At 63.1% G+C, this 24,178-nt stretch carries 25 protein-coding genes; 16 read left to right on the top strand and 9 right to left on the bottom strand.

Features of this window, described 5'->3' with window-relative positions; all coding sequences use genetic code 11:
• Nucleotides 1-56 precede the first annotated feature (56 nt).
• The 3 genes from JQ600_RS17500 to JQ600_RS17490 all read right to left on the bottom strand — a co-directional run bounded on the left by JQ600_RS17500 (nt 57) and on the right by JQ600_RS17490 (nt 3,696).
• Nucleotides 57-1,616, bottom strand: a complete 1,560-nt coding sequence (locus JQ600_RS17500) for an ABC transporter permease/substrate-binding protein (protein ID WP_212389911.1) — start codon at nt 1,614-1,616, stop codon at nt 57-59.
• The gene (locus JQ600_RS17495) at nt 1,613-2,413 is read right to left on the bottom strand and encodes an ATP-binding cassette domain-containing protein (protein WP_212389910.1); all 801 of its coding nucleotides are present in this window, start codon (nt 2,411-2,413) and stop codon (nt 1,613-1,615) included. Before JQ600_RS17495 ends, JQ600_RS17500 begins: the two co-directional genes overlap by 4 nt.
• Nucleotides 2,414-2,556: 143 nt before the next feature.
• The gene (locus JQ600_RS17490; protein ID WP_212389909.1) at nt 2,557-3,696 is read right to left on the bottom strand and encodes a hypothetical protein; all 1,140 of its coding nucleotides are present in this window, start codon (nt 3,694-3,696) and stop codon (nt 2,557-2,559) included.
• A 240-nt stretch (nt 3,697-3,936) separates the two neighbouring features.
• Here JQ600_RS17490 and JQ600_RS17485 point away from each other — a divergent pair, with 240 nt between their 5' ends.
• The 3 genes from JQ600_RS17485 to JQ600_RS17475 all read left to right on the top strand — a co-directional run bounded on the left by JQ600_RS17485 (nt 3,937) and on the right by JQ600_RS17475 (nt 6,926).
• Complete coding sequence (locus JQ600_RS17485; protein ID WP_212389908.1) at nt 3,937-4,761, top strand: ABC transporter ATP-binding protein; 825 nt, start codon at nt 3,937-3,939, stop codon at nt 4,759-4,761.
• On the top strand, nt 4,761-5,546 hold the full coding sequence (locus JQ600_RS17480; protein ID WP_192737957.1) for an ABC transporter permease: 786 nt from the start codon (nt 4,761-4,763) through the stop codon (nt 5,544-5,546). The genes JQ600_RS17485 and JQ600_RS17480 overlap by 1 nt, the downstream gene beginning before the upstream one ends.
• A 135-nt stretch (nt 5,547-5,681) precedes the next feature.
• On the top strand, nt 5,682-6,926 hold the full coding sequence (locus JQ600_RS17475) for an MFS transporter (RefSeq protein WP_212389907.1): 1,245 nt from the start codon (nt 5,682-5,684) through the stop codon (nt 6,924-6,926).
• Between the two features lie 45 nt (nt 6,927-6,971).
• Here the strand turns inward: JQ600_RS17475 and JQ600_RS17470 are convergent, their stop codons facing one another.
• Entirely contained in the window at nt 6,972-7,421 is a 450-nt protein-coding gene (locus tag JQ600_RS17470; RefSeq protein WP_212266521.1) for a cupin domain-containing protein, read from the bottom strand.
• A 208-nt stretch (nt 7,422-7,629) separates the two neighbouring features.
• Between JQ600_RS17470 and JQ600_RS17465 the strand changes: the two genes are divergently transcribed.
• Both JQ600_RS17465 and JQ600_RS17460 read left to right on the top strand, forming a co-directional pair.
• The gene (locus JQ600_RS17465) at nt 7,630-8,658 is read left to right on the top strand and encodes an ABC transporter substrate-binding protein (RefSeq protein ID WP_212266524.1); all 1,029 of its coding nucleotides are present in this window, start codon (nt 7,630-7,632) and stop codon (nt 8,656-8,658) included.
• Nucleotides 8,659-8,701: 43 nt separating this feature from the next.
• On the top strand, nt 8,702-9,412 hold the full coding sequence (locus JQ600_RS17460) for an NUDIX hydrolase (RefSeq protein WP_212389906.1): 711 nt from the start codon (nt 8,702-8,704) through the stop codon (nt 9,410-9,412).
• Between the two features lie 26 nt (nt 9,413-9,438).
• Here JQ600_RS17460 and JQ600_RS17455 read toward each other — a convergent pair whose 3' ends face one another.
• Nucleotides 9,439-10,266: a FadR/GntR family transcriptional regulator gene (locus JQ600_RS17455; protein WP_212389905.1), complete on the bottom strand. Its 828-nt coding sequence runs from the start codon at nt 10,264-10,266 to the stop codon at nt 9,439-9,441.
• A 275-nt stretch (nt 10,267-10,541) separates the two neighbouring features.
• Here JQ600_RS17455 and JQ600_RS17450 point away from each other — a divergent pair, with 275 nt between their 5' ends.
• The 6 genes from JQ600_RS17450 to JQ600_RS17425 all read left to right on the top strand — a co-directional run bounded on the left by JQ600_RS17450 (nt 10,542) and on the right by JQ600_RS17425 (nt 16,353).
• Entirely contained in the window at nt 10,542-11,852 is a 1,311-nt protein-coding gene (locus JQ600_RS17450; protein WP_212389904.1) for an ABC transporter substrate-binding protein, read from the top strand.
• A gap of 18 nt (nt 11,853-11,870) precedes the next feature.
• Complete coding sequence (locus JQ600_RS17445; RefSeq protein ID WP_212266533.1) at nt 11,871-12,638, top strand: ABC transporter ATP-binding protein; 768 nt, start codon at nt 11,871-11,873, stop codon at nt 12,636-12,638.
• A gap of 2 nt (nt 12,639-12,640) precedes the next feature.
• Complete coding sequence (locus tag JQ600_RS17440) at nt 12,641-13,345, top strand: ABC transporter ATP-binding protein (RefSeq protein ID WP_212034425.1); 705 nt, start codon at nt 12,641-12,643, stop codon at nt 13,343-13,345.
• A 226-nt stretch (nt 13,346-13,571) separates the two neighbouring features.
• A complete protein-coding gene (locus JQ600_RS17435) occupies nt 13,572-14,453 on the top strand; it encodes a branched-chain amino acid ABC transporter permease (RefSeq protein WP_192737948.1) in 882 nt (293 codons plus the stop codon).
• Nucleotides 14,450-15,430, top strand: coding sequence for a branched-chain amino acid ABC transporter permease (locus JQ600_RS17430; RefSeq protein WP_312011043.1), 981 nt, complete (start codon nt 14,450-14,452; stop codon nt 15,428-15,430). Before JQ600_RS17435 ends, JQ600_RS17430 begins: the two co-directional genes overlap by 4 nt.
• Nucleotides 15,427-16,353 (top strand): polyphosphate kinase 2 family protein, encoded by a 927-nt coding sequence (locus tag JQ600_RS17425; RefSeq protein ID WP_212389902.1) that lies wholly within the window; start codon nt 15,427-15,429, stop codon nt 16,351-16,353. The genes JQ600_RS17430 and JQ600_RS17425 overlap by 4 nt, the downstream gene beginning before the upstream one ends.
• Before the next feature lie 84 nt (nt 16,354-16,437).
• Here JQ600_RS17425 and JQ600_RS17420 read toward each other — a convergent pair whose 3' ends face one another.
• A complete protein-coding gene (locus tag JQ600_RS17420; protein ID WP_192737945.1) occupies nt 16,438-16,695 on the bottom strand; it encodes a hypothetical protein in 258 nt (85 codons plus the stop codon).
• A gap of 109 nt (nt 16,696-16,804) precedes the next feature.
• Entirely contained in the window at nt 16,805-17,254 is a 450-nt protein-coding gene (locus JQ600_RS17415) for an MgtC/SapB family protein (RefSeq protein ID WP_212389901.1), read from the bottom strand.
• 786 nt (nt 17,255-18,040) lie between these two features.
• Between JQ600_RS17415 and JQ600_RS17410 the strand changes: the two genes are divergently transcribed.
• Nucleotides 18,041-19,603 carry a 2-isopropylmalate synthase gene (locus tag JQ600_RS17410; RefSeq protein ID WP_212389900.1) on the top strand — a complete coding sequence of 521 codons (1,563 nt, stop codon included), beginning with the start codon at nt 18,041-18,043 and terminating at the stop codon, nt 19,601-19,603.
• Nucleotides 19,604-19,920: 317 nt separating this feature from the next.
• Complete coding sequence (locus tag JQ600_RS17405) at nt 19,921-20,124, top strand: hypothetical protein (RefSeq protein ID WP_212389899.1); 204 nt, start codon at nt 19,921-19,923, stop codon at nt 20,122-20,124.
• Between the two features lie 96 nt (nt 20,125-20,220).
• On the opposite strand, the gene JQ600_RS17400 is transcribed toward JQ600_RS17405, so the two are convergent.
• Both JQ600_RS17400 and JQ600_RS17395 read right to left on the bottom strand, forming a co-directional pair.
• Nucleotides 20,221-20,535 carry a hypothetical protein gene (locus JQ600_RS17400; protein WP_212489989.1) on the bottom strand — a complete coding sequence of 105 codons (315 nt, stop codon included), beginning with the start codon at nt 20,533-20,535 and terminating at the stop codon, nt 20,221-20,223.
• A 48-nt stretch (nt 20,536-20,583) separates the two neighbouring features.
• Nucleotides 20,584-22,071 carry a DHA2 family efflux MFS transporter permease subunit gene (locus JQ600_RS17395; protein ID WP_212389897.1) on the bottom strand — a complete coding sequence of 496 codons (1,488 nt, stop codon included), beginning with the start codon at nt 22,069-22,071 and terminating at the stop codon, nt 20,584-20,586.
• Nucleotides 22,072-22,187: 116 nt separating this feature from the next.
• On the opposite strand from JQ600_RS17395, the gene JQ600_RS17390 reads away from it, so the two are divergent.
• From JQ600_RS17390 to JQ600_RS17380, 3 genes are all read left to right on the top strand, one after another.
• Entirely contained in the window at nt 22,188-22,709 is a 522-nt protein-coding gene (locus tag JQ600_RS17390; RefSeq protein ID WP_212266550.1) for a MarR family winged helix-turn-helix transcriptional regulator, read from the top strand.
• The gene (locus tag JQ600_RS17385) at nt 22,706-23,785 is read left to right on the top strand and encodes an HlyD family secretion protein (protein ID WP_212266553.1); all 1,080 of its coding nucleotides are present in this window, start codon (nt 22,706-22,708) and stop codon (nt 23,783-23,785) included. The genes JQ600_RS17390 and JQ600_RS17385 overlap by 4 nt, the downstream gene beginning before the upstream one ends.
• Before the next feature lie 147 nt (nt 23,786-23,932).
• Nucleotides 23,933-24,133 (top strand): hypothetical protein, encoded by a 201-nt coding sequence (locus JQ600_RS17380; protein ID WP_212266556.1) that lies wholly within the window; start codon nt 23,933-23,935, stop codon nt 24,131-24,133.
• Nucleotides 24,134-24,178 lie beyond the last annotated feature (45 nt).

Below are 24,178 nucleotides of genomic sequence, written 5' to 3'. Positions count from 1 at the left end.
CGCGAAAAATTCACGGCGCGGTTCCATGTGAGCCGGAACACCTTAGCGCAGGTCACCTACTTCGTCCCGATCTTCTCCCACAGCCACCTCGCCACCGCATCGGGCGATGAAGTCGCGTCGTTGCCGGCCGCGCGCAAATTCGCCTCGCGCATCGCGGCGATATCGATCTTGCCGAGCAGCGGCTGCAGCGCCGCCCGCAACGCCGCATCGCCGGCGCGCCTGGGGGCGAGCAGCACCATCGCATCATAGGGCGGGATCGCGTGCCTGGGATCGGCGAGCACCACCAGATCGTATTTCGCGATCAGTCCGTCGCTGGTATAGCCCGCGATCACGTCGACTTCGCCGGAAGCTGCCGCCGCATACATGAAGTCCGGTTGCATCTGCCGCTGCGCGCGGAACGACAGCCCATAGGCCTTTTTCAGCCCGGCCCATTCCGGCCGTGAAAAGAACTCGTAGTCCGCGGCCATCGACATTCCTGCCGCGTGCGGCGCCAGATCGGTGATGCTGCGGATGCCGAGCTGCTCCGCCCGTTTGCGCGGCATCACCAGGGCATAGGCGTTTTCAAAGCCGAGTTCGCCGAGCAGTGTGATGTTCTGTTTGGCAAGCATGGTCTTCAACTCGTCGAGCACTTCCTGGCGCGGCCTGATATCGCTGCGCTGGAACTGATTGGCCCACAGCGTGCCGGAATAATCGACGTAGAAATCGATGTCGTTGGCGGCCAGCGCCCCGAAGATCACGTTCGAGCCGAGGCCTTCGCGCGAGCTGGCGGAGAGGCCGGCGGCCCGCAGCCGCTGCGCCATCAGCGCCGACAGCACATACTGCTCGGCAAAGGTCTTGGCGCCGATGACATAGCTGGTTTGCGAGCGCGTCATGGTGGGCACCAGCGTCGCCGCGACCAGCATCGCGATGCCGGCGCCGCCAAGCATGGCGCGCACGCGGCTGCGGTGGCGCAATCCGCTTTCGATCAGTGCCAGCAATTGATCGACGGTTAGCGCCAGCACCGCGGCCGACAGGCAGCCGAACAGCACGAACACCCAGTTCTGGGTCTGCAATCCCGCGAAGATGTAGTTGCCGAGGCTGGTCTGGCCGATCGGCGTCGACAGCGTCGCGGTGCCAATCACCCAGACCGCCGCGGTGCGGATGCCCGCCATCATGACCGGCAATGCCAGCGGCAGTTCCACCGTGAACAGCGACTGCCGCGGCGTCATGCCGACACCCTGTGCGGCTTCCAGGATCGCGGCATCGACGCCCTGCAGGCCGGTGATGGTGTTGCGCAGCACCGGCAGCATCGAATAGAGCGCCAGCGCCAGCACGGCGGGGAGGAAACCGAAGGCGGAAAATCCAAATCCGAACCACGACAGCGACACCGCCGCGAGCGCCAGCAGCAGCGGATAGAACAGCGCCAGCAGCGCCAGGCCCGGAACGGTTTGCACGATGCTGGCAAGCCCGAGCAGCGCGCCGCGCAGTGCTCGACGATTGCGTGCCGCAATCGCGAGGGGCAGGCTGACCGCGAGCCCCAGCGCCAGTGCGGTGACGCTGACGCGGACATGGTTGCCGAGATAGTCAGGCAGATGCCCGAGCGCCTCGCTCCAGCGTGGATCGGCGAACAGGTTCATGCCGCGCCATCCCGCGGCAGGAGCGCGCCGAGCCGTTCTGCCTGCCGCCGCGGCGTGCGCAGCAACTCGCCGACGTAAGCGTCGCTGCTATCAGAGAGTTCGGCGGGCGTGCCTTGGGCCAGAAGCCGTCCGCCGCGCATGATAGCGATGCGGTCGGCGAGCAGAATGGCCTCGGTCATGTCATGGGTGATCATGACCGTGGTCAGCCCCAGCCGGCGGTGCAATTCGCGATAGTCGTCGCCGAGCGCGTCGCGGGTGAGGGGGTCGAGCGCGCCGAACGGCTCGTCCATCAGCACGATGCGCGGTTTCGCGGCAAGCGCCCGCGCCACGCCGACGCGCTGGCGCTGGCCGCCGGACAATTCATGCGGCAGCCGGTCGCGATGCTGCGCGCGGTCGAGCCGCACCAGATCGACCAATTCATCGACCCGCGCCGCGATTTCGTCCGCAGGCCAGCCGAGCAGCTTTGGCGTGATGCCGATATTGCCGGCGACGGAAAGATGCGGAAACAGCCCGCCGCTCTGGAACACGTAGCCGATCCGCCTGCGCAGACCGATCGGGTCGACATTGCGGACGTCCTCGCCTTCCACCGTGACGTGGCCCTCGTCGGCGTCGATCAGCCGGTTGGCCAGCCGCAGCAGCGTGGTCTTGCCTGACCCGGAGCCGCCGACAATGGCCAGGAACTCACCCTCGGCGACATCAAGCGAGACGTCGTCGACCGCCACCACGCGGTTCGCGCCTCGGCCACCGTCGAAGGTCTTGCCGACATGCGCGTAGGAGATGAGAGACGAGGCGGGCATTCGGCGTGGATTCTCTGCAAGGGAAATAGCGATAGCCGAACAATCGGCTAATCGTGAGCCGGGTGCCAACCTTTTTCTGCCGCCGGCACGCGGTAACGCCATTCGATGGCCTCGTCGGCCGGCAGGCCATTGAGGTGACGCGGTCAGTCCTTCGGGATCATCGCCGAGGCCATAAACGCTGCGACGGCAGCGGAATATTCCGCCAGTCCCTCATGACTAAAATGCATATCGTTACCTCCCCAATAGAAGCGCTCGGGGCGCGATCCGGACCGCTTCTTCAGTGCCTCGGTGGCATTGAAGAAAAGAAAGCCGTTGGCGACGCAAGTCTTTTGCACCGAAGAGCTGACGAGATTGTTCCACAGGCGGCCCTTGGCGTCGGGTTTGAGGTGCTGGAGATGTGGATGAGAGATGAACAGCACCCGGCTGCCGTCCTTGGTGTAATCCTTCAGCACCTCTGCCAGCTCCTGCAGATTGTTCCTGAAACTCAGGAGCGGCTCTGCATATTTCCGTTCGAGATCGGCGCCCTGGTCCTGCGAATAGGAAAAGAGGGTGAAGTCCGTTCGGTTCTTCTCAACCACCGCTGGCATATGGACAAAGGAGTGCCAAAGCTTTGCCGCAAAGCGCATCAGGTACAAGGGATGCTTGCGAGCTTCCATCAGGCCGAGACTGCATTCGCGTCCAATGGGTGAAGCCTTGACGCCGACATTTTGTCCGCGTTCGTTGCGGACAATCAGCCCGCGGTATCGGGCGAAGTCGTCGTACAGATCGGTTTCGTCCACGTCGACCACGATATAGTCGGGACGCAGCACCGGCAGCAGCTTCTTGGCCTGCGGCACGAAGATGGCCGGGGAATACGAGGTATATCCCGCATTGTAGGTCTTCAGGCAGGAACCGCGCTCTGTCTTGAAGTATTTTGCAACGTGATACGGCAGCGTGTTCTTGTCATCGTAGCCTTCCATAAAGGAATCGCCGAGGAACAGGACCGAAACCGGGTTTTCGCACTCGGCCTGCTGTGCCGTATCGTCGGTGATCCTGATGCCGTTCGCGTCAAACGATCGCTTGTAGCTGAAGCCGGTCGAATCGCCGTAGATGCACAGATTCTGGTCTTGCGGTGTCGGCTGATGGTTCACCACGTCGGATTGCCAGTTCAAATTGACACCAGCCATTTCGAGATCGTACAGCGGACCGAAATACTGCTGCAGCCGAAACCCAATCTCAAAGATCACGGCCCACGTGATGACCAGCAGTACCGCCGATCCGACGAGGTGAAACCCCCGCTTCATTGAACGTCTCCGGCATGAATTCCGAACAGATCAGTAGATACCCAAATTCGTTGCATGGCGATGGGTCTGTCGATTGGCGATCACCAAAGCAGACCGGTCGAGCTGGCAAAAACAAGCGGTGACCGGGGTGGCGGCCCGGCCTCCAGCAATGGCAATAAGATCAATTACCACGTTGCGGTGCCGCGTTGAACTTATCGTTCGTAACCGCTAAGGCATGACCCAAATTGGGGAGGGGACGCAGTGGATACGGTACAGCCTACGGCGGTCGCGCTTGATGAGGCGACGGTGGCATTCCGCTTGGCCGACGCGCGGGTCTATACGGCGGTGGAAAAGGCCCGGCTTTCGGTCGCGCATGGCGAGTTCGTCGCCATCGTGGGTCCCACCGGATGCGGGAAATCGACGCTGCTGAACGTCGCCGCCGGCTTGTTGAAGCCGGCCGCGGGCGCGGTGCGGATTTTCGACCAGCCGCTCACCGGGCTCAATCGGGACGCCGGCTATCTGTTTCAGGCCGATGCGCTGTTTCCCTGGAAGACCGCGATCGACAATGTCGCCATTGGCCTCGAGATCAAGGGCGCGCCGCGGGCGATGGCGCTGGAGCGCGCGCAGGGCTGGTTGACGTCGGTCGGGCTCGGCGCGTTCGGCAATCGTTATCCGCATATGCTGTCCGGCGGGCAGCGCAAGCGCGTTGGGCTCGCGCAGGTGCTGATCCGCGATCCCAAGATCCTGCTGATGGATGAGCCGTTCGGGCCGCTCGACGCCCAAACCCGCCAGATCATGGGCAATCTCTTGCTGGAACTATGGACCGCCGACCGCAAGGCGGTGCTGTTCGTGACCCACGATCTCGAAGAGGCGATCGCGCTGGCCGACCGCGTGGTGATCATGTCGGCGGGACCCGGCGCGCGCATCATCGGCGACTGGAAGGTGGCCTTGCCGCGCCCGCGCGACATCTCGGAAGTGCGGATGGAAAAGCAGTTCCACGAGCTGCACCGGGAAATCTGGAGCGTTCTGAAGGATGAAGTGATGAAGGGTTACGCGCAGTCTTCGCAAGCGGCGGAGGCCTCCTGATGTCCCGCCTGACGCTGCTGTTCTGGCAATTGATGGTCGCCGTGGTCGCGCTCTCGCTGTGGCAGTTCTTTGCCACCGTGCCGGTGTTCGGCCGCATGCTGCTGCCGCCGTTCTTCTTCTCGACCCCGGTCGATGTCGCCAGCCAGATATACAAATGGTTCGCGACCGGCGTGATCTGGAAGCATCTGATGATCACGCTGTGGGAGTCGGTCTTGGCCTTCGTGATCGGTTCGGTCGGCGGCGTGCTGGTCGGCTTCTGGTTCGCGCGCCAGCCCCGCGTCGCCGCGGTGTTCGATCCCTATGTCAAGATGATGAACGCGTTGCCGCGCGTGGTGCTGGCGCCGATCTTCGCGCTGTGGCTCGGGCTCGGCATCTGGTCCAAGGTCGCGCTCGGCGTGACGCTGGTGTTCTTCATCGTGTTCTTCAACGTCTATCAGGGCGTCAAGGAGGTCAGCACCACCGTGCTCGATAACGGCCGCATGCTCGGCATGAGCGAACGGCAGTTGACGCGGCATGTGTACTGGCCCTCGGCGCTGTCGTGGATGTTTTCCTCGCTGCATACCGCGGTCGGTTTCGCCGTGGTCGGCGCCGTCGTCGGCGAATATCTGGGATCGGCGGCCGGCCTCGGCTACCTGATCCAGCAGGCCGAGGGTGTGTTCGACGTCGGCGCTGTCTTCGCCGGCATGTTCGTGCTGTCGGCCTTCGTGATCCTGATCGATTTCGGCGTGACGCTGGTCGAGCGGCGGCTCTTGGTGTGGCGGCCGGCGCCCGTGGCGCGGGATTGATCGACGCCGTCGGAGGCCGCGGCCTTGTTACAGACGTCTGCTTAATTGTTACTCGCCTTCGGCGAGCGAACTGACGCATGATCAAGCCGGGCCGACCCATGCGCGGCTTCGATCGGCGCGACCGCGCGAAAGCAAATGATCCCCGCACAGGACGCAGGCCAATCCGATGAGACCTTGCTGCGCTACGCCGGCTGGCGCGTCGTGCTCGCCTGTTTCCTCATGGCGCTGTTTCTGTTCGGCTTCGGCCTTTACGGTCATGGCGTCTACCTGGCCGAACTGCAGCGTCTGAACGGCTGGCCGGCCGCGCTCATTTCGGGCGCGAGCACGGTGTCGCTCCTGCTTGCCAACATTTTCGCGACGTTTACCAACGAACTCATGACCCGGCTGGGTCCGCGGCGGCTCGTCTTGTTCGGAATTGCGGCACTGACGGCGTCGATGACGCTGCTCGCGTTCGCGGCCACCCCCTGGCAGCTCTACATCGCGTTTGCCCTGATGTCGCTCGGATGGATCGGGATGGGGACGATCGTGAGCGCGACCATCGTGAGCCTCTGGTTCGTCCGCCGCCGCGGTCTCGCCATCAGCCTGGCCTTCACTGGCGCCAGTTTTAGCGGCGTCATCGTGACGCCCTCGCTGGTGTATCTGGTCGAACGGTTCGGCTTTGCCGCCGCGATGATGACCGGAACAGCGGTCATGGTCGCCGTTCTCGTACCTGTCACGGTCGCCTGGATCGGCCCGCCATCGGCCGGAGGTCCGGCTGATCCGCTGCATGCCGAAACGCCTTCTGTCCCGAGCGATATTTCGCGCGCAAAGCTCATCCGCCGCGTCGCGTTCTGGACCATCTCAATCCCGTTTGCATTGGCGCTCGTGGCCCAGATCGGTTTTATCGTGCACCAGATCGCCATGCTCGAGCCGAAGATCGGCCGCGCCAATGCGGGTCTGGCGGTTTCGGTGATGACATTGATGGCGATCGCCGGCCGCTTCGGCCTCGGCATGGTCGTCGACCGATTCGATCCGCGGCGCGTCACCGCTATCTCGATCGTCAGTCAGGCGGCAGCACTCCTGAGCATCCTGCATTTCGATGCGATTCCGATTGTACTGGCTGCCTGCGCGGTATTCGGCTTTTCGGTCGGCAATCTCATCACACTGCCGCCGCTCATCATGCATCGCGAGTTCAGCGCCGCGAGCTTTGTCGTCGTCATGGGGCTGTCGAATGCGATCAGCGGAACCATTGGCTCATTGGGGCCCGCCTTTCTCGGTGTCGTTCAGAGCTGGACCGGCGGGTACGAGACGCCCATTGCGCTCTGCATCGCGCTACAGCTGATCGCGGCGGTAATCGTGGTCCAGCGCGGGCGGCCGGCCGCGGCGGAGGGGCGGGGGTAGGGTCTCTCGTCGTCCCGGCCCTGAGCCGGGACGACGGTGATACCCTCAGTTCAAGATCTTCGTGTCATCCGGCGCCTGCGGCGGGGTCTTGATCGCGATCGCCTTGATGGTGCGGCCGACAGGCTTGGTACCGCCATGCGGGGTGCCTTTGGGGATGACGACGAGGTCGCCCGGCTTCACCGTCACTTCCTTGTCGCCAAGCCAGATCGTTCCGGTGCCTTCGAGGATGTACTGAATCTCGTTGGCGTTGGCATGCAGATGCTTCGGCGGGCTGCCATCCTGGATCGCGATGGTCACGCCATCCGCGGAGACCAGCATTTTGTTGCGCATGCCGCCGGCGTTGAGAGGAGACAGCTTGTCCCCTTCGAGATCGCCGGTCGAGATGACCTGCGCGGTGATGTTTTCGGCGGCAAGGGCAGGGCGCAGCAGATGCGTGACGCCGCAGCCGGCGGCAAAGGCGGTGGCAATTGACAAGGTGATGGCGATACGATTCATGGATAGTCCTCCCAGGGAAACTTTTGCGGCGGAATGCTACGCCGCGAAGCCGCACTTCGCCAGCGCGACGAAAGACCACGCATCTGCGATGGAATAAACCGCAGCGAGCGGACCAGCGTTGCAATAATGGCCCTCGCATTGTCGGCAAAGTCGCCTTCTCAAGGCCTGTGCACTGCATTATCCTGTCGGCAACCCATCGGAGGAAACCATGAAGAAAATTGTTGGCCGGCTGGCCGGGGCGCTGCTGGCGCTGGTCCTGACGTCAGGCTTTGCCGCAGCGCAAAGCAAGGTCACCATCGCGATCGGGGGCGGGTCCTGCCTGTGCTATCTGCCGACGGTGCTGGCCAGGCAGCTCGGCGAATACGAAAAAGCCGGCCTTGCCGTCGAGCTGGTCGATCTCAAGGGCGGCTCGGATGCACTGAAGGCCGTGCTGGGCGGCAGCGCCGACGTGGTTTCCGGCTATTTCGACCATTGCGTCAATCTGGCGGCCAAGAAGCAGGAGCTGGTGTCGTTCGTGGTCTATGACCGCTATCCCGGGCTGGTGCTTGTCGTGTCGCCCTCGCACAACAAGGAAATCAACTCGATCAAGGATCTCGCCGGCAAGAAGGTCGGCGTCAGCGCGCCGGGATCCTCGACCGACTTCTTCCTGAAGTATCTGCTCAAGAAAAACGGCCTTGATCCGACCAGCGCCTCGGTGATCGGCGTCGGCCTTGGCGCCACCGCTGTCGCGGCGATGCAGCAGGGTCAGATCGACGCGGCCGTGATGCTGGATCCATCGGTCACGGTGCTGCAGGGCAGCTATCCCGACCTCAAGATCCTCAGCGACACCCGGACGCAAAAGGATACGCTCGAAGTGTTCGGCGGCGAATATCCGGGCGGCTCGCTCTACACCACGGCGGCATGGATCAAATCCCACGAGAAGGAAGTGCAGGCTTTGACCACGGCGATCGTCAACACGCTGACCTGGATTCACTCCCATTCGCCGGAAGAGATCATGGCGAAAATGCCGGAAGAGATCGTCGGCAAGAACAAGGAGCTGTATCTGGCGGCGCTGAAGAACACGATCCCGATGTATTCGCTGAACGGCAAGATGGACCCGAAGGGCGCGGATGCGGTGCTGGCGGTGTTCAGCGAAAGCTCACCCGAGGTGGCAAAAGCCAACATCGACGTCACCAAGACCTACACCAACAAATATGTCGATCAGGTCAAGAAGACGACCGGCTCGAGCGCCAAATAACACGTGAAGTCGTGCGTGACGCAATGTCGGAAGTGATGCGGCGATGAATGGCACGACACCACCGGTCATTCATCGCGTTACCTCGCTCGATCTGCCGGTCGAATCCTGGTCATGGCCGTTCGCCGCCGCGCGGCGGGCGGAGATCGATGCGCATTTCGCGCAGGCGCAGCGCGACAATCCCGAACTGTGGAACGGGCGCGTGCTGCTCGGACGCCATCCTGTGTTTGCCGGCAGTCACCTCACGGCCGGCTATTTCGAGACTGATTTCGCGAGCTTCCTGGCCTGGCGTGACTGGGGCTTTCCGGACCGGGACGTGTTCAACGGTTTTGGGATGGGCGCGCTGCGCTGCGCTGACGGCGCATTCGTGCTCGGCGAGATGGGCCAGCACACCTCCAACGCCGGACGAATCTATTTTCCGTCAGGCACGCCCGATCTCGACGACGTCAGGGATGGCGCGCTCGACATATCCGGCAGTGTGGCGCGCGAGCTCGAGGAAGAAACCGGTCTCGTGCCGGGGGAATACCGGAGCGATCCGGATTGGCATTGCGTCTACACCGGCCCGGCGCTGGCAATGATCCGGCTGTTGCACGTCGATATATCGGGCGAGGCATTGCGCAGCCGGATCGAGGCCAATCTCGCTTTGCAGCAATCGCCCGAATTATCGGCCATTCATCTGGTGCGCGGAACGCGCGATCTCACCTCAGCGATGCCACGCTTCGTGACGGCGTTCATTGAGGCGCAGTTTGCGGCGTAGCGAGGACATGGGTCGAGCGTTTTATACTACGACACGTGGCGCTTTCGCTTTTTGTTGGCGCTCGCCTTCTTGACGATTGCTCTTTTCGTTGGCGTGCTTGCGACCGTGCCGGCCGACCGTCGCTCGGCGGCGGTCGCCGTCTTGCGGTTCGACAGTTTGAATTTGGTGTAGCCAAGCACCCGCTCCATCGCGATCCGCGCCTTCTCGGCGTCGCCGCTCTCGATCGCGCGTGCGGCGGCGGCATGATTGGGCATATTGTCCCGGAACCAGCCGGCGCTGCCCACCGCGACAATGAAGACCGTGCTCAGGATGGTGTCGATGGCGCCACGGAAGCCTTGCAGCACCGGGTTGTGCGTGGCGTCGAGGATCGCGAGATGAAACGCCTTGTCCGCGGCGATGGTGCTCGCCTGGTCCTGCGCGGTTTCCATCGCGGCCAAAGCCGCATTGATCCGCCAGCGGTCGTTCTTGGTGGCGCGCTCGGCGGCGAGCGCTGCGGCCGCCGGCTCGATGATCGAGCGGACTTCCTGGATTGCCAGCAGAAGATCGCGGCCCGGCTCGTCCTTGCCGACCAGCCAGCTCAGAACGTCGCGGTCGAGCAGGCTCCATTCACTGCGCGGAAGCACGTGGGTGCCATGCCGGGGGCGGACGCTGACCAGTCCCTTTGCGGCGAGCGTCTTGATGGCCTCCCGCACCACGCCGCGTCCGACGCCGAAGCGGGTTTCGAGATCCGGCTCCGGTGGCAAGGCCGCTCCGACCGGAATGAGATCCTGCGCAATTTCGCGGCCGAGTGTCGTCAACACGTTGCGAATGCGCCCCGGCTTGACACGCTTGTCGGCGCTCTTCGGCTTGGCCACCTCCTTCTCCTCTTGACGTTGTTGAGATTTGGCTGAGATTTGCGATTTGCTAGCATGGGTGATGTATGCTAGCAATCATCCGATGTTTAACATCCGATGATTGAGCAGCTGCGCGCATCGGTTGTGCTGCGACTGATATTTTTTTGGATGCCGAGGTGCCGCGACAGTGTAACCTTGGTTATTGCCTTGACATCACACGGCGCTACCCGTGTGATGTCGAAAAAAGATACGACAAAAACAAAAAGGTGCATCGCACCATATACAGGGAGGATTTGATGCCGGGGCACAAGGTTGCACGCCTGTTTGTCGGGCTGTCCGCCGCGGTGGCGGTGCTGGGGATGGCGGTTGCCGCCGAAGCTCAGGAAAAGAAAATCAAGATCGGCGTGATCTACGACCTGACCGGCCCGCTCGCCGGCGGCGGTTCCGAGCTGCAATACACCGGCGCCAAGATCATGCTCGACCATTTCAGCAAGACCGGCGTCGAAGGCTACAAGATCGAGGCGGTTTACGCCGACGCGCAGAGCAAGCCCGATGTCGCCATCAACGAGGCGATCCGCCTCGTCGAGCAGGAAAAGGTCGACATGCTGCTCGGCTTCTTCTCGTCGGCGCAATGCGTGCCGGTGGCCGCCCGCGTCGAGCAGCTGAAGAAGTTCATGTGGATCACCACCTGCATTTCCTCGGCGGTGCTCGCCGACAAGAATTTCAAATATATCTTCCGCCCGCAGGCCAGTGGCGATCAGTTCGGCCTGATGACGATGGATTTCATCGCCCAGAACTCCAAGGAAAAGTTCGGCAAGGAGCCGAAGGACCTGCGGGTTGCGATCATCCATGAGGACGGCGCCTATGGCGTCGACGTGTCGAAGGGCAACGAGGCGGGCGCCAAGAAGGCCGGCTTCAACGTCGTCCTGAAGGAGGGCTATTCCGCCACAGCGCCGGATCTTTCCGCGCTCGTCACCAAGCTGAAGCGCGGCCGGCCCGACGTGGTCTTCCACACCGGCTACAACCCGGACATCACGCTGCTGCTGCGCCAGGCGCGCGAGCAGGGCTTGAAATTCGGCGCGCTGGTCGGCCATGGCGCGGGCTATGGCGTCTACGAGAAGCTGAAGGAAGGCCTCGGCGCCGACGTCAACTACGTCTTCAACACCGACCCGATCTCGATCTGGCTTGCCAACCAGAAGTCGATGGATCCGAAGCTGCCGCCGATGATCAAGATGGTGGGTGAGGAGTTCGACAAGGCCAAACCCGGCGTCGCCATCCGTTCCGCCCATGTCGGCATGGCCGCGTCCAACACCTACGTATTCATGACCGAGGTGCTGCCGCGCGCGATCAAGAAGTATGGCGGCGTCGATCCCGAGGCGTTGCGCAAGGCCTCGCTCGAAGTCGATTTGCCGGAAGGCGGCACCATGCTCGGCTTCGGCGTCAAGTTCTACGGCGAAGGCCAGCAGATGGCCGGCCAGAACGAACGCTCGTTCCCGGTGGTGATCCAGTATGTCGACGACAAGTCGTATGTGGTGTGGCCGAAGAGCCAGGCGCAACGCGAGGCCGTGTTGCCCCTGCCGAAGGGCACCACCTTCAGCAGCCAGTAGGTTAGCGGAGTATCTGGGGTGCTGACGGTGAACGGGTTGGTGAAGCGCTTCGGCGGCTTCACCGCGGTCAACAACGTATCGTTCCGGGTCGAACAGGGCGAGATTCTCGGCCTGATCGGGCCGAACGGCTCCGGCAAGAGCACGATCTTCAACATGCTGTCGGGCACGCTGGTCCCGACCGCCGGCTCGATTCTGTTCGACGGCGCGGAGATCGCGGGCGTCGCGCCGCATCGCATTATCAACCGCGGCATCGGCCGCACCTTCCAGATCCCGCGGCCGTTTCACCGGCTCAGCATCTTCGAAAACGTGGCGCTGGCCGGTTACTACGGCCAGGGCAGCCACAGCCGCGCCAAGGCCGATGAGGCCGCCGAAAAGGCGCTTCATATGGTCGGCCTGACCACCGATCGCCATGCCACCGTCGACGGCCTCGGGGCCGCCGGCCTGAAGAAGCTCGAACTTGCGAAAGCGCTGGCGACCGGGCCGAAACTTCTGCTTGCCGACGAGAGCCTCGGCGGCCTCGACGAGAAAGAGATGGATGCTGCGGCGGACATGCTGCGCAGGATCCGCGACGAACTCGGCATCACCATCATCTGGGTCGAGCACATCATGGGCGTGCTGATGCGCGTGGTCGATCGCGTCATGGTGCTCGACCACGGCGAAAAGATTTCCGAAGGCTTGCCGAGTGCGGTGTCGAGCGATCCCCGCGTGATCGAGGTCTATCTCGGCACCGATGCGGATTCGACTCTAGCCGCGGCCGGGGAAGCGCGCCGGCGGGCAGGGGACTAGGCATGCTCGAATTGAAATCGGTCGATGCGGGTTACGGCACTTTCCAGGCGTTGTTCGGCGTTAGCCTCGACGTCAAGGCGGGCGAGGCGGTCGGCGTGATCGGCCCCAACGGCGCCGGCAAGACCACGCTGATGCGGGTGATCTCCGGCCTGATCCGGCCCACCAGAGGCTCGATCTCGATGGAAGGCACCGACGTGCTGGCGACCCCGGCGCATCGCATCGTCAGCCTCGGCATCGCGCATGTGCCGGAAAACCGCCGGCTGTTTCCGCGGCTCACGGTTGACGACAATCTGAAGATGGGCGCCTACATGGAAGGCGCCCGCGCCAAATATGCCGAGCGGCTGGAATTCGTGTTCGACCTGTTTCCGCGCATGAAGGAACGCCGCAGCCAGATGGCGGGCACCATGTCGGGCGGCGAACAGCAGATGTGCGCGATCGGCCGCGCGCTGATGTCGAACCCGAAACTGCTGCTGCTCGACGAGCCGTCGGCGGGTCTGGCGCCGGTCGTGGTTCAGCAGGTGTTCGAGCTGGTGAAGCGGATCCGCGCCAGCGGGCTGACGGTGCTGATCGTCGAGCAGAACGTGCAGCAGGTGCTGCGCGTGGTCGATCGCGCCTACCTGCTCGAGGCCGGCAGCATCCGCGCGTCCGGTACCTCGGCGGAGATGATGAGCAACGATACGATCAAGCAGGCGTATCTCGGGGTTTAGCATGATGACGTTTGGCGCGTTCAGACAGTCTCTCGTCATCCCCGGGATGAACGCAATTGCGTTCACCCGTAGGTGCGCGCTCTTGCGCGCCTCGAAGGATGAGTACCCGTGGCCCATCCTTCGAGGCTCGCTGCGCTCGCTCCTCCCGAGTGAGCGCGAATGCGCTCATCCGGGGATGACGGCTGCGCCAACTCAACCAAATGTCGTCACGGTCTAGGGCAAAGCGATGCAGGGATTTCTTGATATCTTCGACATCTATCTGCTGGAAGCCGTGGTCAACGGCATCCTGCTCGGCGGGGTGCTGGCGCTGTTGGCGCTCGGGCTCAATTTGATCTTCGGCGTCATCGACGTGACCTGGATCTGCTATGCCGAGCTGGTCATGATCGGCATGTACGGCATGTACTATCTGGTCCAGTTTTACGGCCTGCCGTACTGGGCGGCGGCGCCGCTGACCATTTTGCTGGTGGCGCTGCTGGGGGCAGCATTGCACTACATTGTGATCGCGCCGCTGCTCACCGCGCCGCCGATCAACCAGCTGCTCGCCACCGGCGGCGTACTGTTCATCCTGCAGAGCTTTGCCACTGTCGCCTTCGGCATCGACTTCCGCAATCTCGGCATCCGCCTGCCGGTACTGGCGCTCGGCGAGATGCACTTCAGCTATTCGCGGCTGTTGTCCTTTGCCGCAGCCCTGATCGGCATGGTCAGCGTCTATTTCTTCATGACACGCACCTATACCGGCACCGCGATCCGCGCCATCTCGCAGGACCGCCAGATCATGTCGCTGATGGGCGTCGACACCAAGCGCATCTACCTCGTCACCTCGGCGCTGGGCGGTGCGCTGGCGGGGCTGGCTGCCTGTCTCCTCGTGCTGCAATACGACGTGCATCCTTTTGTCGGCCTGTCGTTCGGGCCGATCACCTTCCTGATCTGCGTGCTCGGCGGGCTCGGCAACTTTGTGGGCGGCTTCATCGCGGCGTTCGTGTTCGCCGAGATCATTTCGCTCGGCGGCCTGTTCTCCGACCTCGAATGGGGCTACGTGCTCGCCTTCGCCTTCTTCATCGTCATGATGTTCATCCGGCCCGCCGGCCTTTTCGCGAGGCGCTCGTGAACGCACGAACCATTGCCTGGGTCGTTGGAATAGCGGCGCTGATCGCGCTGCCCTTCGTCTACCGCCAGCCCTATCATCTGCACATCCTGGTGCTGATCCTGATCTGGTCGTTCGCCTACACGTCGTGGTCGATCATGGGCCGCTTCGGCCTGGTGTCGCTCGGCCATGGCGGCTTCATGGGAGTCGGCGCCTACGTCACGGCGCTGTTGTGGAACCATCTCGGCGTCTCGCCGTGGATCGGCATTCCGCTCAGCATGGTGTGCGCGGGTTTGCTCGCGGTCATCGTCGCCTATCCCTGCTTCCGCTACCGCATCACCGGGCACTATTTCGTGCTGGTGACGCTGGCGCTGTCCGGCATCGTGCTGCAGGTCATCACCGCGACGCGCGACTACACCGGCGGCTCGCTCGGCTACACGCCGAACCGCACCAAGGGCAGCCAGTTGCTGGCGCTGCAGTTCGACGACAAGACGACGTGGTACCTGATCGCGCTGTTCGTCTGGGTGGTCGGACTTCTGATCTGGCAATGGGTCGACCGCAGCATGAGCCGCTACGCCATGGAGGCGATCTCGGACGACGAGGACGCGGCGGCCGCCGCCGGCGTCAACGTGACCTTCGAAAAGCTCAAGATCACCATCATCAGTGCGCTGATGACTGCGCTCGCAGGCGCGCTGTACTGCCAGTACCAGATGTTCATCTCGCCCGACACGGTCAGCGGCATTGCGGTGTCGCTGCAGATGGTGTTCGCCGTCATCGTCGGCGGCGTCTACGTGTCGTTCGGGCCGACGGTCGGAGCCATCATCACGATCCTGCTTGCCGAATTTTTGCGCATCTGGTTCGGGACCAAGGCGGTGGGCTGGGACAATCTGGTCTACGGCGTGCTGCTGGTGCTGTTCATCATATTCCTTCCCAAGGGCATTCTTGGTAGCGTCATGGATCGGTTCAAGACGCAACCCGGGAAGAAGCCCGTAGCCTCATGAGCAAGAAATCACAGCAACCGCTTGGCGATACGCTAAAACCCTTTGTCGCCCCGTTTCGCGTTGACGGAACAGGAGAGTTTCACCTGAAATCGCACAAGACCAGCGAGAAGGGCGGTCTCGACAAAGACAAGGGCGAGAAGATCATCGAGGCCAATCGCAAGCGGCTGAGCGAGTATCAGGAAAAGCTTTACGCGCAGGACAATTGGTCGATGCTTCTGGTGTTTCAGGGCATGGACGCCGCCGGCAAGGACTCGGCGATCAAGAGCGTGTTCGACGGCATCAACCCGCAGGGCTGCGAGGTCACCTCGTTCAAGCAGCCGTCGACCAAGGAGCTCGACCACGATTTTCTCTGGCGCAGCATGATCGCGCTGCCCGAGCGCGGCCGGATCGGCATCTTCAACCGCTCCTATTACGAGGAATGCCTTGTCGTGCGCGTGCACACCGAGATTCTCGGCAAGCAGAAGATTCCGAAAAAACTGGTGACTGGGAGTATCTGGCGCGAACGGTTCGAGGATATCTCGGCCATGGAGCGTTACCTCGCGCGCAACGGCACCGTGATCCTGAAATTCTTCCTCAACATCTCCAAGGCAGAGCAGCGCGAGCGCTTTCTCGCCCGGCTGGACGAGCCCGCCAAGAACTGGAAATTCTCGCTGGCCGATATTGCCGAGCGGAAGCTGTGGGCAAAGTACCAGGCCGCCTATCAGGACATGATCCGTCACACGTCGGCGCGCCACGCGCCATGGCATGTGGTGCCGGCCGACCACAAATGGTTCGCCCGCGTCGTGATCGGCTCGACCATCGTCAGCGCGCTCGACCGGCTGGATTTGCGTTTCCCCGAGGTCGACAAGGCCGACCGCAGCGAGTTCAAGCAGGTGCGTGAGGCGCTGCTGGCGGAGGAGAAGGGCGAGGTTGCGAAGAAGTAGGATGGGTAGAGCGCAGCGAAACCCATCGAGGCTTCCGCGGGTGAGATGATGGGTTTCGCTGCGCTCTACCCATCCTACTGACCCTCAGTCCCGACCACCCTCCAGGCCGTACTCCCGGTAGATCGTCTCCGGGTCGGTTTGTGGGAACAACCGGCACTTCGCCTGGGCCAGATGCAGACCCTCGCTACCGGGGGCGCAGCCGGCAATCAGGAGTTTCCGAAGATCCTCCATATGGGGTCGCGGCTGAATCTTCTCCGGAAGCTGTTCGAGCGCGACCAGGGCCGTGGCGAGTGCCTGGGTCACCACCCACTCGTCATGGCCCGTAACCCCCTTCTTTGGCATGAGACAGCCTCCTGTCGGATCGGTACCGGCAGCTTACGTCCATAAACCGGCTTTACGCAAAAGTTGAGGCAGCGGCTAACGCAACAATGCACCTTCAGCTGTCACCCCGTCAGGTCCGATCGGGTTTGCCGCCTTCGCCTTCATCGCTCTCATCCTTGACGAGCGTCAGGAGGCGCAACGTCAGGAAGGTGAAAATGGCAACCGTGACGGCGACGTCATAACTGCCGAGGCCGACGGAGACGCCGATCGCGCCGGTCGCCCACAGGCTTGCCGCGGTCGCGGTGCCGTGAACGGAGGTGCCCTGTTTGAGAATGGCGCCGCCGCCGATGAAGCCGATGCCTGTAATCAGCCCTTCGATGACTTTCGCCATGCCGTCGGGGGAGTGCACGAGCAGGTTTTCGCTGGCTTGCACGAAGCCGCAACTGGCCAGGGCGACGAGCGGAAACGTCCTTAAGCCGGCGCTTCGTGCGCGCTTCTCGCGATCCCAGCCGATCGGCACCGCGAGCGCGAAGGCGGCGGCCAGCGCAATGATGTGACTACCGATCTGAAACCTGTCCAAACGCGTGCCCCGTCCATGAACCGATCACCGGTCATACAGTCGGCATCCGCGTATCACCATGCGGCTTTAAGCGCTCAGGGATGGTGGAACAAATGTGGCATCCGCGTAAGGCGTATCCGCGGCGCTCAACCCCGGTGCAGCGGTTGTGTGATCGCGGACGTTTGGATGTGCAACTGCCGGACCGTTGTGAGCGTTGCAAACAGAACCGCAAGGCCAAAGGCCGCCAGCAAGGTCAGCAGGAGAAACCGAGGGCTCATGCGCCGCTCCATTTTACAAATCTCCACCCTGGCTAGAGATGGTTCGCGCGCCCTGGCTTTCAACCCGGCGCAACGACGGGGAAGGGGAGGCTGACCCCTCACGGCTGCGTGTCCGGGGGATGCTAAGGGGAGGGCGCCGTTTACCCTGCGATGCTTTTGCCCCGTTAGGTCATCCATCCTGACCATCTTTTGGCATTGCGGCCGGCCATATTTCTCGTCTAGAACGGCCATGGAACGTGGTCCCGGCAACGAACTGTCAATGGTTTTGGCTAAGGATTTCGTCTCCTCAAGGGTCTGGCAATGCTGATTCGCAGCGAAAATGTTGGAGTTCAGGGTGGATCGGCCTCGGCCGTTCGTACCTGCGCGATTCCGGCTGCGTCCTTGCCCACCCTCCTTATTGGCGGGCTTCTGCTTCTTATCGGCCCCTGAGGGCCGTCTGGGCGGTTGCGCCTGGGCACTCAGGGGTTGCGTGAGATCAAGGAACCCTTCAGCGCCCAAAAAACGGCGCACCACCCAAAGGAAGTTGCAGATGACCACAGCCAATAAGTCCGAGAAGGACCGCGTAATCGTATTCGACACCACCTTGCGCGACGGCGAGCAGTGCCCCGGCGCCACCATGACGTTCGAGGAAAAGATCGAGATCGCCGAGATGCTCGACGACATGGGCGTCGACGTCATCGAGGCCGGCTTCCCGATCACCTCCGAAGGCGACTTCCAGGCGGTCAGCGAGATCGCCCGCCGCTCCAAGAACTCTGTCATCGCAGGTCTGTCGCGCGCCAATCCGAAGGACATCGACCGCTGCGCCGAAGCGGTGAAATTCGCCAGGCGCGGCCGCGTCCATACCGTGATCGCGACCTCGCCGCTGCACATGCGCGTCAAGCTGAACATGACGCCCGAGCAGGTGATGGAGCTCTCGATCGCCAACGTCACCCGCGCCCGCAACCAGATCGACGACGTCGAATGGTCGGCCGAGGATGCCACCCGCAGCGAGATGGATTATCTCTGCCGCATCGTCGAGGCCGTGATCAAGGCCGGCGCCACCACGGTCAACATTCCGGACACCGTCGGCTACACCACGCCCGAGGAATACACCCGCTTCATGCGCACGCTGATCGAGCGGGTGCCGAATTCCGACAAGGCAGTCTTCTCCGTGCACTGCCACAACGACCTCGGCATGGCCGTGGCGAATTCGCTGGCCGGTATCGCCGGCGGCGCGCGCCAGATCGAATGCACCGTCAACGGCATCGGCGAGCGGGCCGGCAACGCCGCGCTGGAAGAAGTCGTGATGGCGATGAACGTCCGCAACGACGTGTTTCCGTGGTGGAACAAGATCGACACCACAATGCTGACGCGGGCCTCGAAACTGGTGTCGGCGGCGACCTCGTTCCCGGTGCAGTACAACAAGGCGATCGTCGGCCGTAACGCGTTTGCCCATGAAAGCGGCATCCATCAGGACGGCGTGCTGAAGGACGCCTCGACCTACGAGATCATGCGCCCCGAGATGATCGGCCTGAAGAAGTCGTCGCTGGTGCTCGGCAAGCATTCCGGACGTCATGCCTTCGTGCACAAGCTGGAGGAGATGGGCTACAAGCTCGGCGCCAACCAGCTGGAAGACGCCTTCGTGCGGATGAAGGCGCTGGCCGACCGCAAGAAGGACATCTACGACGAGGACATCGAGGCACTGGTCGACCAGGAAATCGCCAACTCGCATGACCGCATCAAGCTGACGTCGCTGACGGTCATCGCGGGCACCCATGGGCCGCAGCGCGCCACCATGAAGCTCGACATTGGCGGCCAGACCAAGATCGAGGAGGCCGAAGGCAATGGCCCGGTCGATGCGGTGTTCAACTGCATCAAGGCGCTGGTGCCGCACGAGGCCAAGCTCGAGCTGTACCAGGTCCACGCGGTCACGGAAGGCACCGACGCGCAAGCCGAGGTCTCGGTGCGGCTAGCCCATGAAGGCCGCTCGATGACCTCCAAGGCGTCAGATCCGGATACGCTGGTCGCTTCGGCAAAAGCCTATCTCGGCGCGCTCAACAAGATCGTCATGAAGCGCGAGCGCGACATGCCGTCGTCGGCGGTGGCGAGCTGACGGCGCTAGTTGCGCCGTCATTCCGGGGCGCGAAGCGGACCCGGAATCTCGAGATTCCCCGGTGCGCAATTGCGCACCTGAGGTTCGTCCTTCGGACGCCCCGGAATGACGGCGAATGAAATGGGAGAAAACGAAACGCGGCGCCCTCGGCGCCGCGTTTTTGCTTTGCCCTCGGGTCGAGCGCACTCGCTCGATGACACCGTGATTCCGATCACAGCACAAACATCCGGTTTTGGTCAGCCTCGATGCCGACCCTCGACGATCTCGGTCCCTTGGATGGGCGTTGAGGGATGGACGGCCTATTGAAGGAGACAATGATGGCCAACACGCAAGCAACTCTGAACGCCGACGGCCTTGCGCCGTTGCCGGATGCCAAGCTGGAGCAGGTCAGCGGCGGCTGGTTTCCCTTCATCGCCTTGGGCGTTGCATTGGGAATCGGCTACTGCATCGCGGATGGAACGCTCGACCCAAAGCCGGGCCCGAAGGGCGATTTCCCGATCGGCCCCAAGAACGTCGGTTGATCGGTCGGCCAAGGTTGCCGCAAAGCGACGCCGCGCCGGACAGGTGCGGCGTCGTGCGTTTGAACGTCGCGAGACGTCGACTGGCGCAAGCGCGCTCTACTTCCGGTCGGCGGCAGGCAGCTGGACCGGGACGTGCGGCGAGGTGCTGATCACCCGGGTGCTGCCGTCCGAATAGGTCGGGCTTCGCTCGGCCTCACTCCGGAGGGTCTCCAACAGCAGAAAGAATTTTTCTGAAAGCATGGCGTGTTCCACTTCGTTGAGGATGCCACCGCTGGTCTGGTGAAATTGCTTGTTCAGTAACGCCTCAGTATGCCTGACAATGGTTTCAGGAAGTGTTCGCCAGATCACTAAAATGGCTTCGTCGGTGGACAGAATTGTTTCATCAAAGCCGTTCCGCGAAAAACTTATCACGGAAACGCGACGGCCGACGCCCGTAAGAACCCGGTGATCTAGCTCGCATCAAGCCGCCGTCTTGCGGCCCCGCACCATCAGGACGAAGATGACGGCGAGGCCCGACGTCACCGTGTACATCGTGAACGCATTCAGATAGCCGATCATCATCGACTGGCGGGCGATCTCTTTTGCCACCTTGGCAAGGCCCGGCACGGTGTCGAAATTCCACCCGCCGGTAAGGCCCGGCGTCGTCAGCGCGCGGTTATAGGGTGAGATCATCTCGGTCATCCGGCTGTAATTGGCGCCCGAGGTACGCACGATTTCGGCGATCGACAGCGAGATGAAGAAGCTCGAACCGATATTGCGCAGCAAATGGAAGATCGCGGATGCTTCCGCATAATGCTTGGCGTCCAGCGTTCCGAACGCCACCGCCGTGATCGGCACCCAGACGACGCCGACGGCAAATCCCTGGATCATGCTGTTGATGACCAGGATCTCCATCGTGACGTTGAGGTCGAAGGTCAGCATCCACAGCCCCGCCACGGTCTGCAGGCCAAAGCCGAAGGCCATGGTGAGGCGCGGATCGAGCCGGTTCATCAAGCCGGCGATCATGAAGCCGACCAGCATTCCGAGACCGCGCGATCCGATCACCTGTCCGACCAATGCGTCGGGATAACCGGCCTGCTGCTGCAGCAGCGGCGGCAGCAACACCATCGGCGTGAAGTTCAGCATGCCGTAGATCGTCACCAGCGCCAGCCCGATCGCATAATTGCGGTCGGTCAGGAGTTTCAGGTTCACGAACGGATTGCGGGCGTCGAGACTGTGGATGAGAAAAACATAGAACGCGATGCCCGCAATCAGGCATTCGACCACGATCTCGGTCGAGTCGAACCAGTCCAGCCGTGCGCCGCGGGCGAGCACCAGCTGAATGGCCGCCAGCGCGGTCGCCAGCGCGATGAAGCCGGTCCAGTCGAAGCGGACCTTGGTCAACTGGTTGTCGGAGGGCAGCGTCCAGGCCATGCCGATCGTGGCCGCAATCCCGATCGGCACCAGCATGTAGAACGACCAGCGCCAGCTATGCGCCTCGGCGAGATAGCCGCCATACACCGGGCCGAACACCGGCGCGACCGCGACCGCCATGCCGAAGATCGACATCACCATCGAGTGCTGGCGGCGCGGGAAGGTCGCGAACAGGATCGACTGCGACAGCGGTACCAGCGGCGCCCCGGCGCCGCCCTGCAGGATGCGCCACAGCACCAGCCCCTCGAGCGATTGCGCCATGCCGCACAGCAGCGTCGCCAGCGTGAACCATCCGACCGACCACACCATCACGCGCCTGCTGCCGAAGCGGGACACCAGCCAGCCGGTCATCGGCGTCACGACCGCGGTCGCCAGGATGTTGAAGGTCATCACCCAGGCGACCTCGTCCTGGGTCGCCGACAGCGCGCCCTGCATCTGCGGCAGGATGGTCGACGTCGTCAGCAGCGCCGTGCCGTACAGCGAAGAGCCGAGCACGACCGTCATCAGCGTCAAATATCGCTGCGCCGTGGACATGGTCCCGGCAGGGTCCTCGGCCTCCATGCTGGTGGAACTCAGGGTGATGTCCCTTGCGGCAGCTGATGTCAGATACTAACCTAGCTTACTAATTTCAGGGCGGCCACAACAGCGCCATGCCGAATACCGACGAATATATTGGGGTTGTGATTTCGGACGTTGCCCGCCTGTTGCGGACCGAGTTCGATCGCCGCGTGCGCCGCCTCGGCATCACGCGGGCACAATGGCTGGTGTTGACCCGCCTGCACCGCCGTCCCGGCGCCTCGCATTCCGAACTGGCCGAGATGATGGAGGTCGAGAAGGCCACCGCCGGCCGCATGATCGACCGCCTGGTGGCCAATGGCTGGGTCGAACGCCGCACGCAAGCGGACGACCGCCGCGTCAAGCGCGTCTATCTGACCAAGGAGGCCGAGCGGGTCCACAAGCGCATCTGGCGCGTCGCCGAGGACACGGTCGATGCCGGGCTCGCCGATCTCGCAGGATCCGAGCGCAAACAGCTGATGGCCCTGTTGCAGCGCATCAAGAAAACCCTGGTGTCGGCCGATGACGGCGAGGCCGCGCGGGGCGAGTTGGCGACGGCCCCGCGAAAGCGAGTTCCATTGGCGACAGGCCGGCTCAACGGCAGGGCCGCGCCATGACCAAGCGGATGAAGCGATTGGCGCTGGTCGGCGTGCCTCTGTTGGTCCTGGTGGGCGCGCTGGCCTTCTGGCTGCAGGGCGGCCGCCACATCTCGACCGAGAACGCGTTCGTCAAGGCGGACATCGCCCAGATCGCCAGCGAGGTTCAGGGCCGTATCACCGAGTTGCGGATCCGCGATCATTCGGCCGTCGCCGCCGGCGACGTGCTGCTTCGCCTCGATCCGACGCAATACCAATTGGCGCTCGCCAAGGCCGAAGCGGAAATTGATTCCGCGCGCGCCGCCGTCGAGCAGCTCAAGGCCAGCCTGCGCGAGATCCGGGCCGAGACAAAGGAGGCGGAGAACAAGCTGGCGTATCTCCAGTCCCTGGCCAGGCGCCAGCGTGAGCTGTCCGGACGCGGCGTCGCCTCGACCGCGAAGGTCGAGCAGACCAACAGCGAGGAGCAGGAAGGCGAAGATCGCGTCGCCGTGCTGCACCAGCGCATCGCGCGCGTCGAAGCAGCCCTCGGCGGCAAGCCCGACCGGCCGACGGATCAGTTCGCGGCGGTGCGCGAAAAACTGGCGGTGCGCGATCGTGCCGCGCTCGACCTTGCCTATACCGAGATCAAGGCGCCGAAGGCGGGCGTGGTGGTCAATTTCAAGCTGCAGCTCGGCGAGCAGGTCAAGGCGCAGACGCCGCTGTTCGCGCTGGTCACCGACCGCAGGCCCTGGCTGGAGGCCAACTTCAAGGAGACCGACCTGACCTATGTGACGGTGGGGCAGAAGGCCAAGGTCGTGCTGGATATGCATCCCGACGTTACCTGGGACGCCGTGGTGGAGAGCATCAGCCCGGCGACCGGCGCGGAGTTTGCGATCCTGCCGGCGCAAAACGCCTCAGGCAATTGGGTCAAGGTCGTGCAGCGCCTGCCGGTGCGGCTGCAGCTGGTTGAACGATCAGGCGAGCCGCCGCTGCGCGCCGGCATGACCGCCTATGTCAGCATCGACACAAGGCGCGCCCGCAGCCTCGCAAGGCTGCTCGGCGGCGGACCTGCGGTTGCGGCGAATCCTGCAACGCAAGAGACCAGCAAGTCGGAATAACGCGGATCAACGCGCGCTGCCCTGGCCCGTCCGGCAGGAAGGGCGCGCCGGGCATTCGTGATATTCGTCACGGCAGCAATCCTTGCAGCACCCTAACGTTGCAGTTGTTGGAGGTCGGGAATTCCCCCGCCGATATGAGAGCGCGACATGAGCAAGGAAATCAACGAACTGACCATGGACGAACTCGATGCCGTGAACGGTGGCGCAGTCACCGTCGTCGTCGACAAGGGCTACGTCGGAATCGAAATTACGGTTGGAGGCTACGGGTTTGGGGTCTGGGTTACCGGTGGTTCGCTCTGCGGCGCCCTGTTTACGCCGGGGCACCGTGGCGGGACCTGCATCCCATAATCGCAGTATGCGTGACGCCGTGGGCTGGTCTGCTGGGTCGATCTT

The organism is Bradyrhizobium sp. AUGA SZCCT0176 (assembly GCF_018130145.1).
GTDB lineage: Bacteria > Pseudomonadota > Alphaproteobacteria > Rhizobiales > Xanthobacteraceae > Bradyrhizobium.
This window is presented reverse-complemented; position numbering and strand designations above follow the sequence as displayed.

Coding starts and splice junctions, on each gene's coding strand:
- JQ600_RS17390 (WP_212266550.1), top strand. CDS start 22,188: ATGCCGAATACCGACGAATATATTGGGGTTGTGATTTCGGACGTTGCC.
- JQ600_RS17460 (WP_212389906.1), top strand. CDS start 8,702: ATGAATGGCACGACACCACCGGTCATTCATCGCGTTACCTCGCTCGAT.
- JQ600_RS17385 (WP_212266553.1), top strand. CDS start 22,706: ATGACCAAGCGGATGAAGCGATTGGCGCTGGTCGGCGTGCCTCTGTTG.
- JQ600_RS17410 (WP_212389900.1), top strand. CDS start 18,041: ATGACCACAGCCAATAAGTCCGAGAAGGACCGCGTAATCGTATTCGAC.
- JQ600_RS17440 (WP_212034425.1), top strand. CDS start 12,641: ATGCTCGAATTGAAATCGGTCGATGCGGGTTACGGCACTTTCCAGGCG.
- JQ600_RS17405 (WP_212389899.1), top strand. CDS start 19,921: ATGGCCAACACGCAAGCAACTCTGAACGCCGACGGCCTTGCGCCGTTG.
- JQ600_RS17475 (WP_212389907.1), top strand. CDS start 5,682: ATGATCCCCGCACAGGACGCAGGCCAATCCGATGAGACCTTGCTGCGC.
- JQ600_RS17395 (WP_212389897.1), bottom strand. CDS start 22,071: ATGTCCACGGCGCAGCGATATTTGACGCTGATGACGGTCGTGCTCGGC.
- JQ600_RS17420 (WP_192737945.1), bottom strand. CDS start 16,695: ATGCCAAAGAAGGGGGTTACGGGCCATGACGAGTGGGTGGTGACCCAG.
- JQ600_RS17435 (WP_192737948.1), top strand. CDS start 13,572: ATGCAGGGATTTCTTGATATCTTCGACATCTATCTGCTGGAAGCCGTG.
- JQ600_RS17425 (WP_212389902.1), top strand. CDS start 15,427: ATGAGCAAGAAATCACAGCAACCGCTTGGCGATACGCTAAAACCCTTT.
- JQ600_RS17480 (WP_192737957.1), top strand. CDS start 4,761: ATGTCCCGCCTGACGCTGCTGTTCTGGCAATTGATGGTCGCCGTGGTC.
- JQ600_RS17465 (WP_212266524.1), top strand. CDS start 7,630: ATGAAGAAAATTGTTGGCCGGCTGGCCGGGGCGCTGCTGGCGCTGGTC.
- JQ600_RS17495 (WP_212389910.1), bottom strand. CDS start 2,413: ATGCCCGCCTCGTCTCTCATCTCCTACGCGCATGTCGGCAAGACCTTC.
- JQ600_RS17490 (WP_212389909.1), bottom strand. CDS start 3,696: ATGAAGCGGGGGTTTCACCTCGTCGGATCGGCGGTACTGCTGGTCATC.
- JQ600_RS17470 (WP_212266521.1), bottom strand. CDS start 7,421: ATGAATCGTATCGCCATCACCTTGTCAATTGCCACCGCCTTTGCCGCC.
- JQ600_RS17380 (WP_212266556.1), top strand. CDS start 23,933: ATGAGCAAGGAAATCAACGAACTGACCATGGACGAACTCGATGCCGTG.
- JQ600_RS17500 (WP_212389911.1), bottom strand. CDS start 1,616: ATGAACCTGTTCGCCGATCCACGCTGGAGCGAGGCGCTCGGGCATCTG.
- JQ600_RS17450 (WP_212389904.1), top strand. CDS start 10,542: ATGCCGGGGCACAAGGTTGCACGCCTGTTTGTCGGGCTGTCCGCCGCG.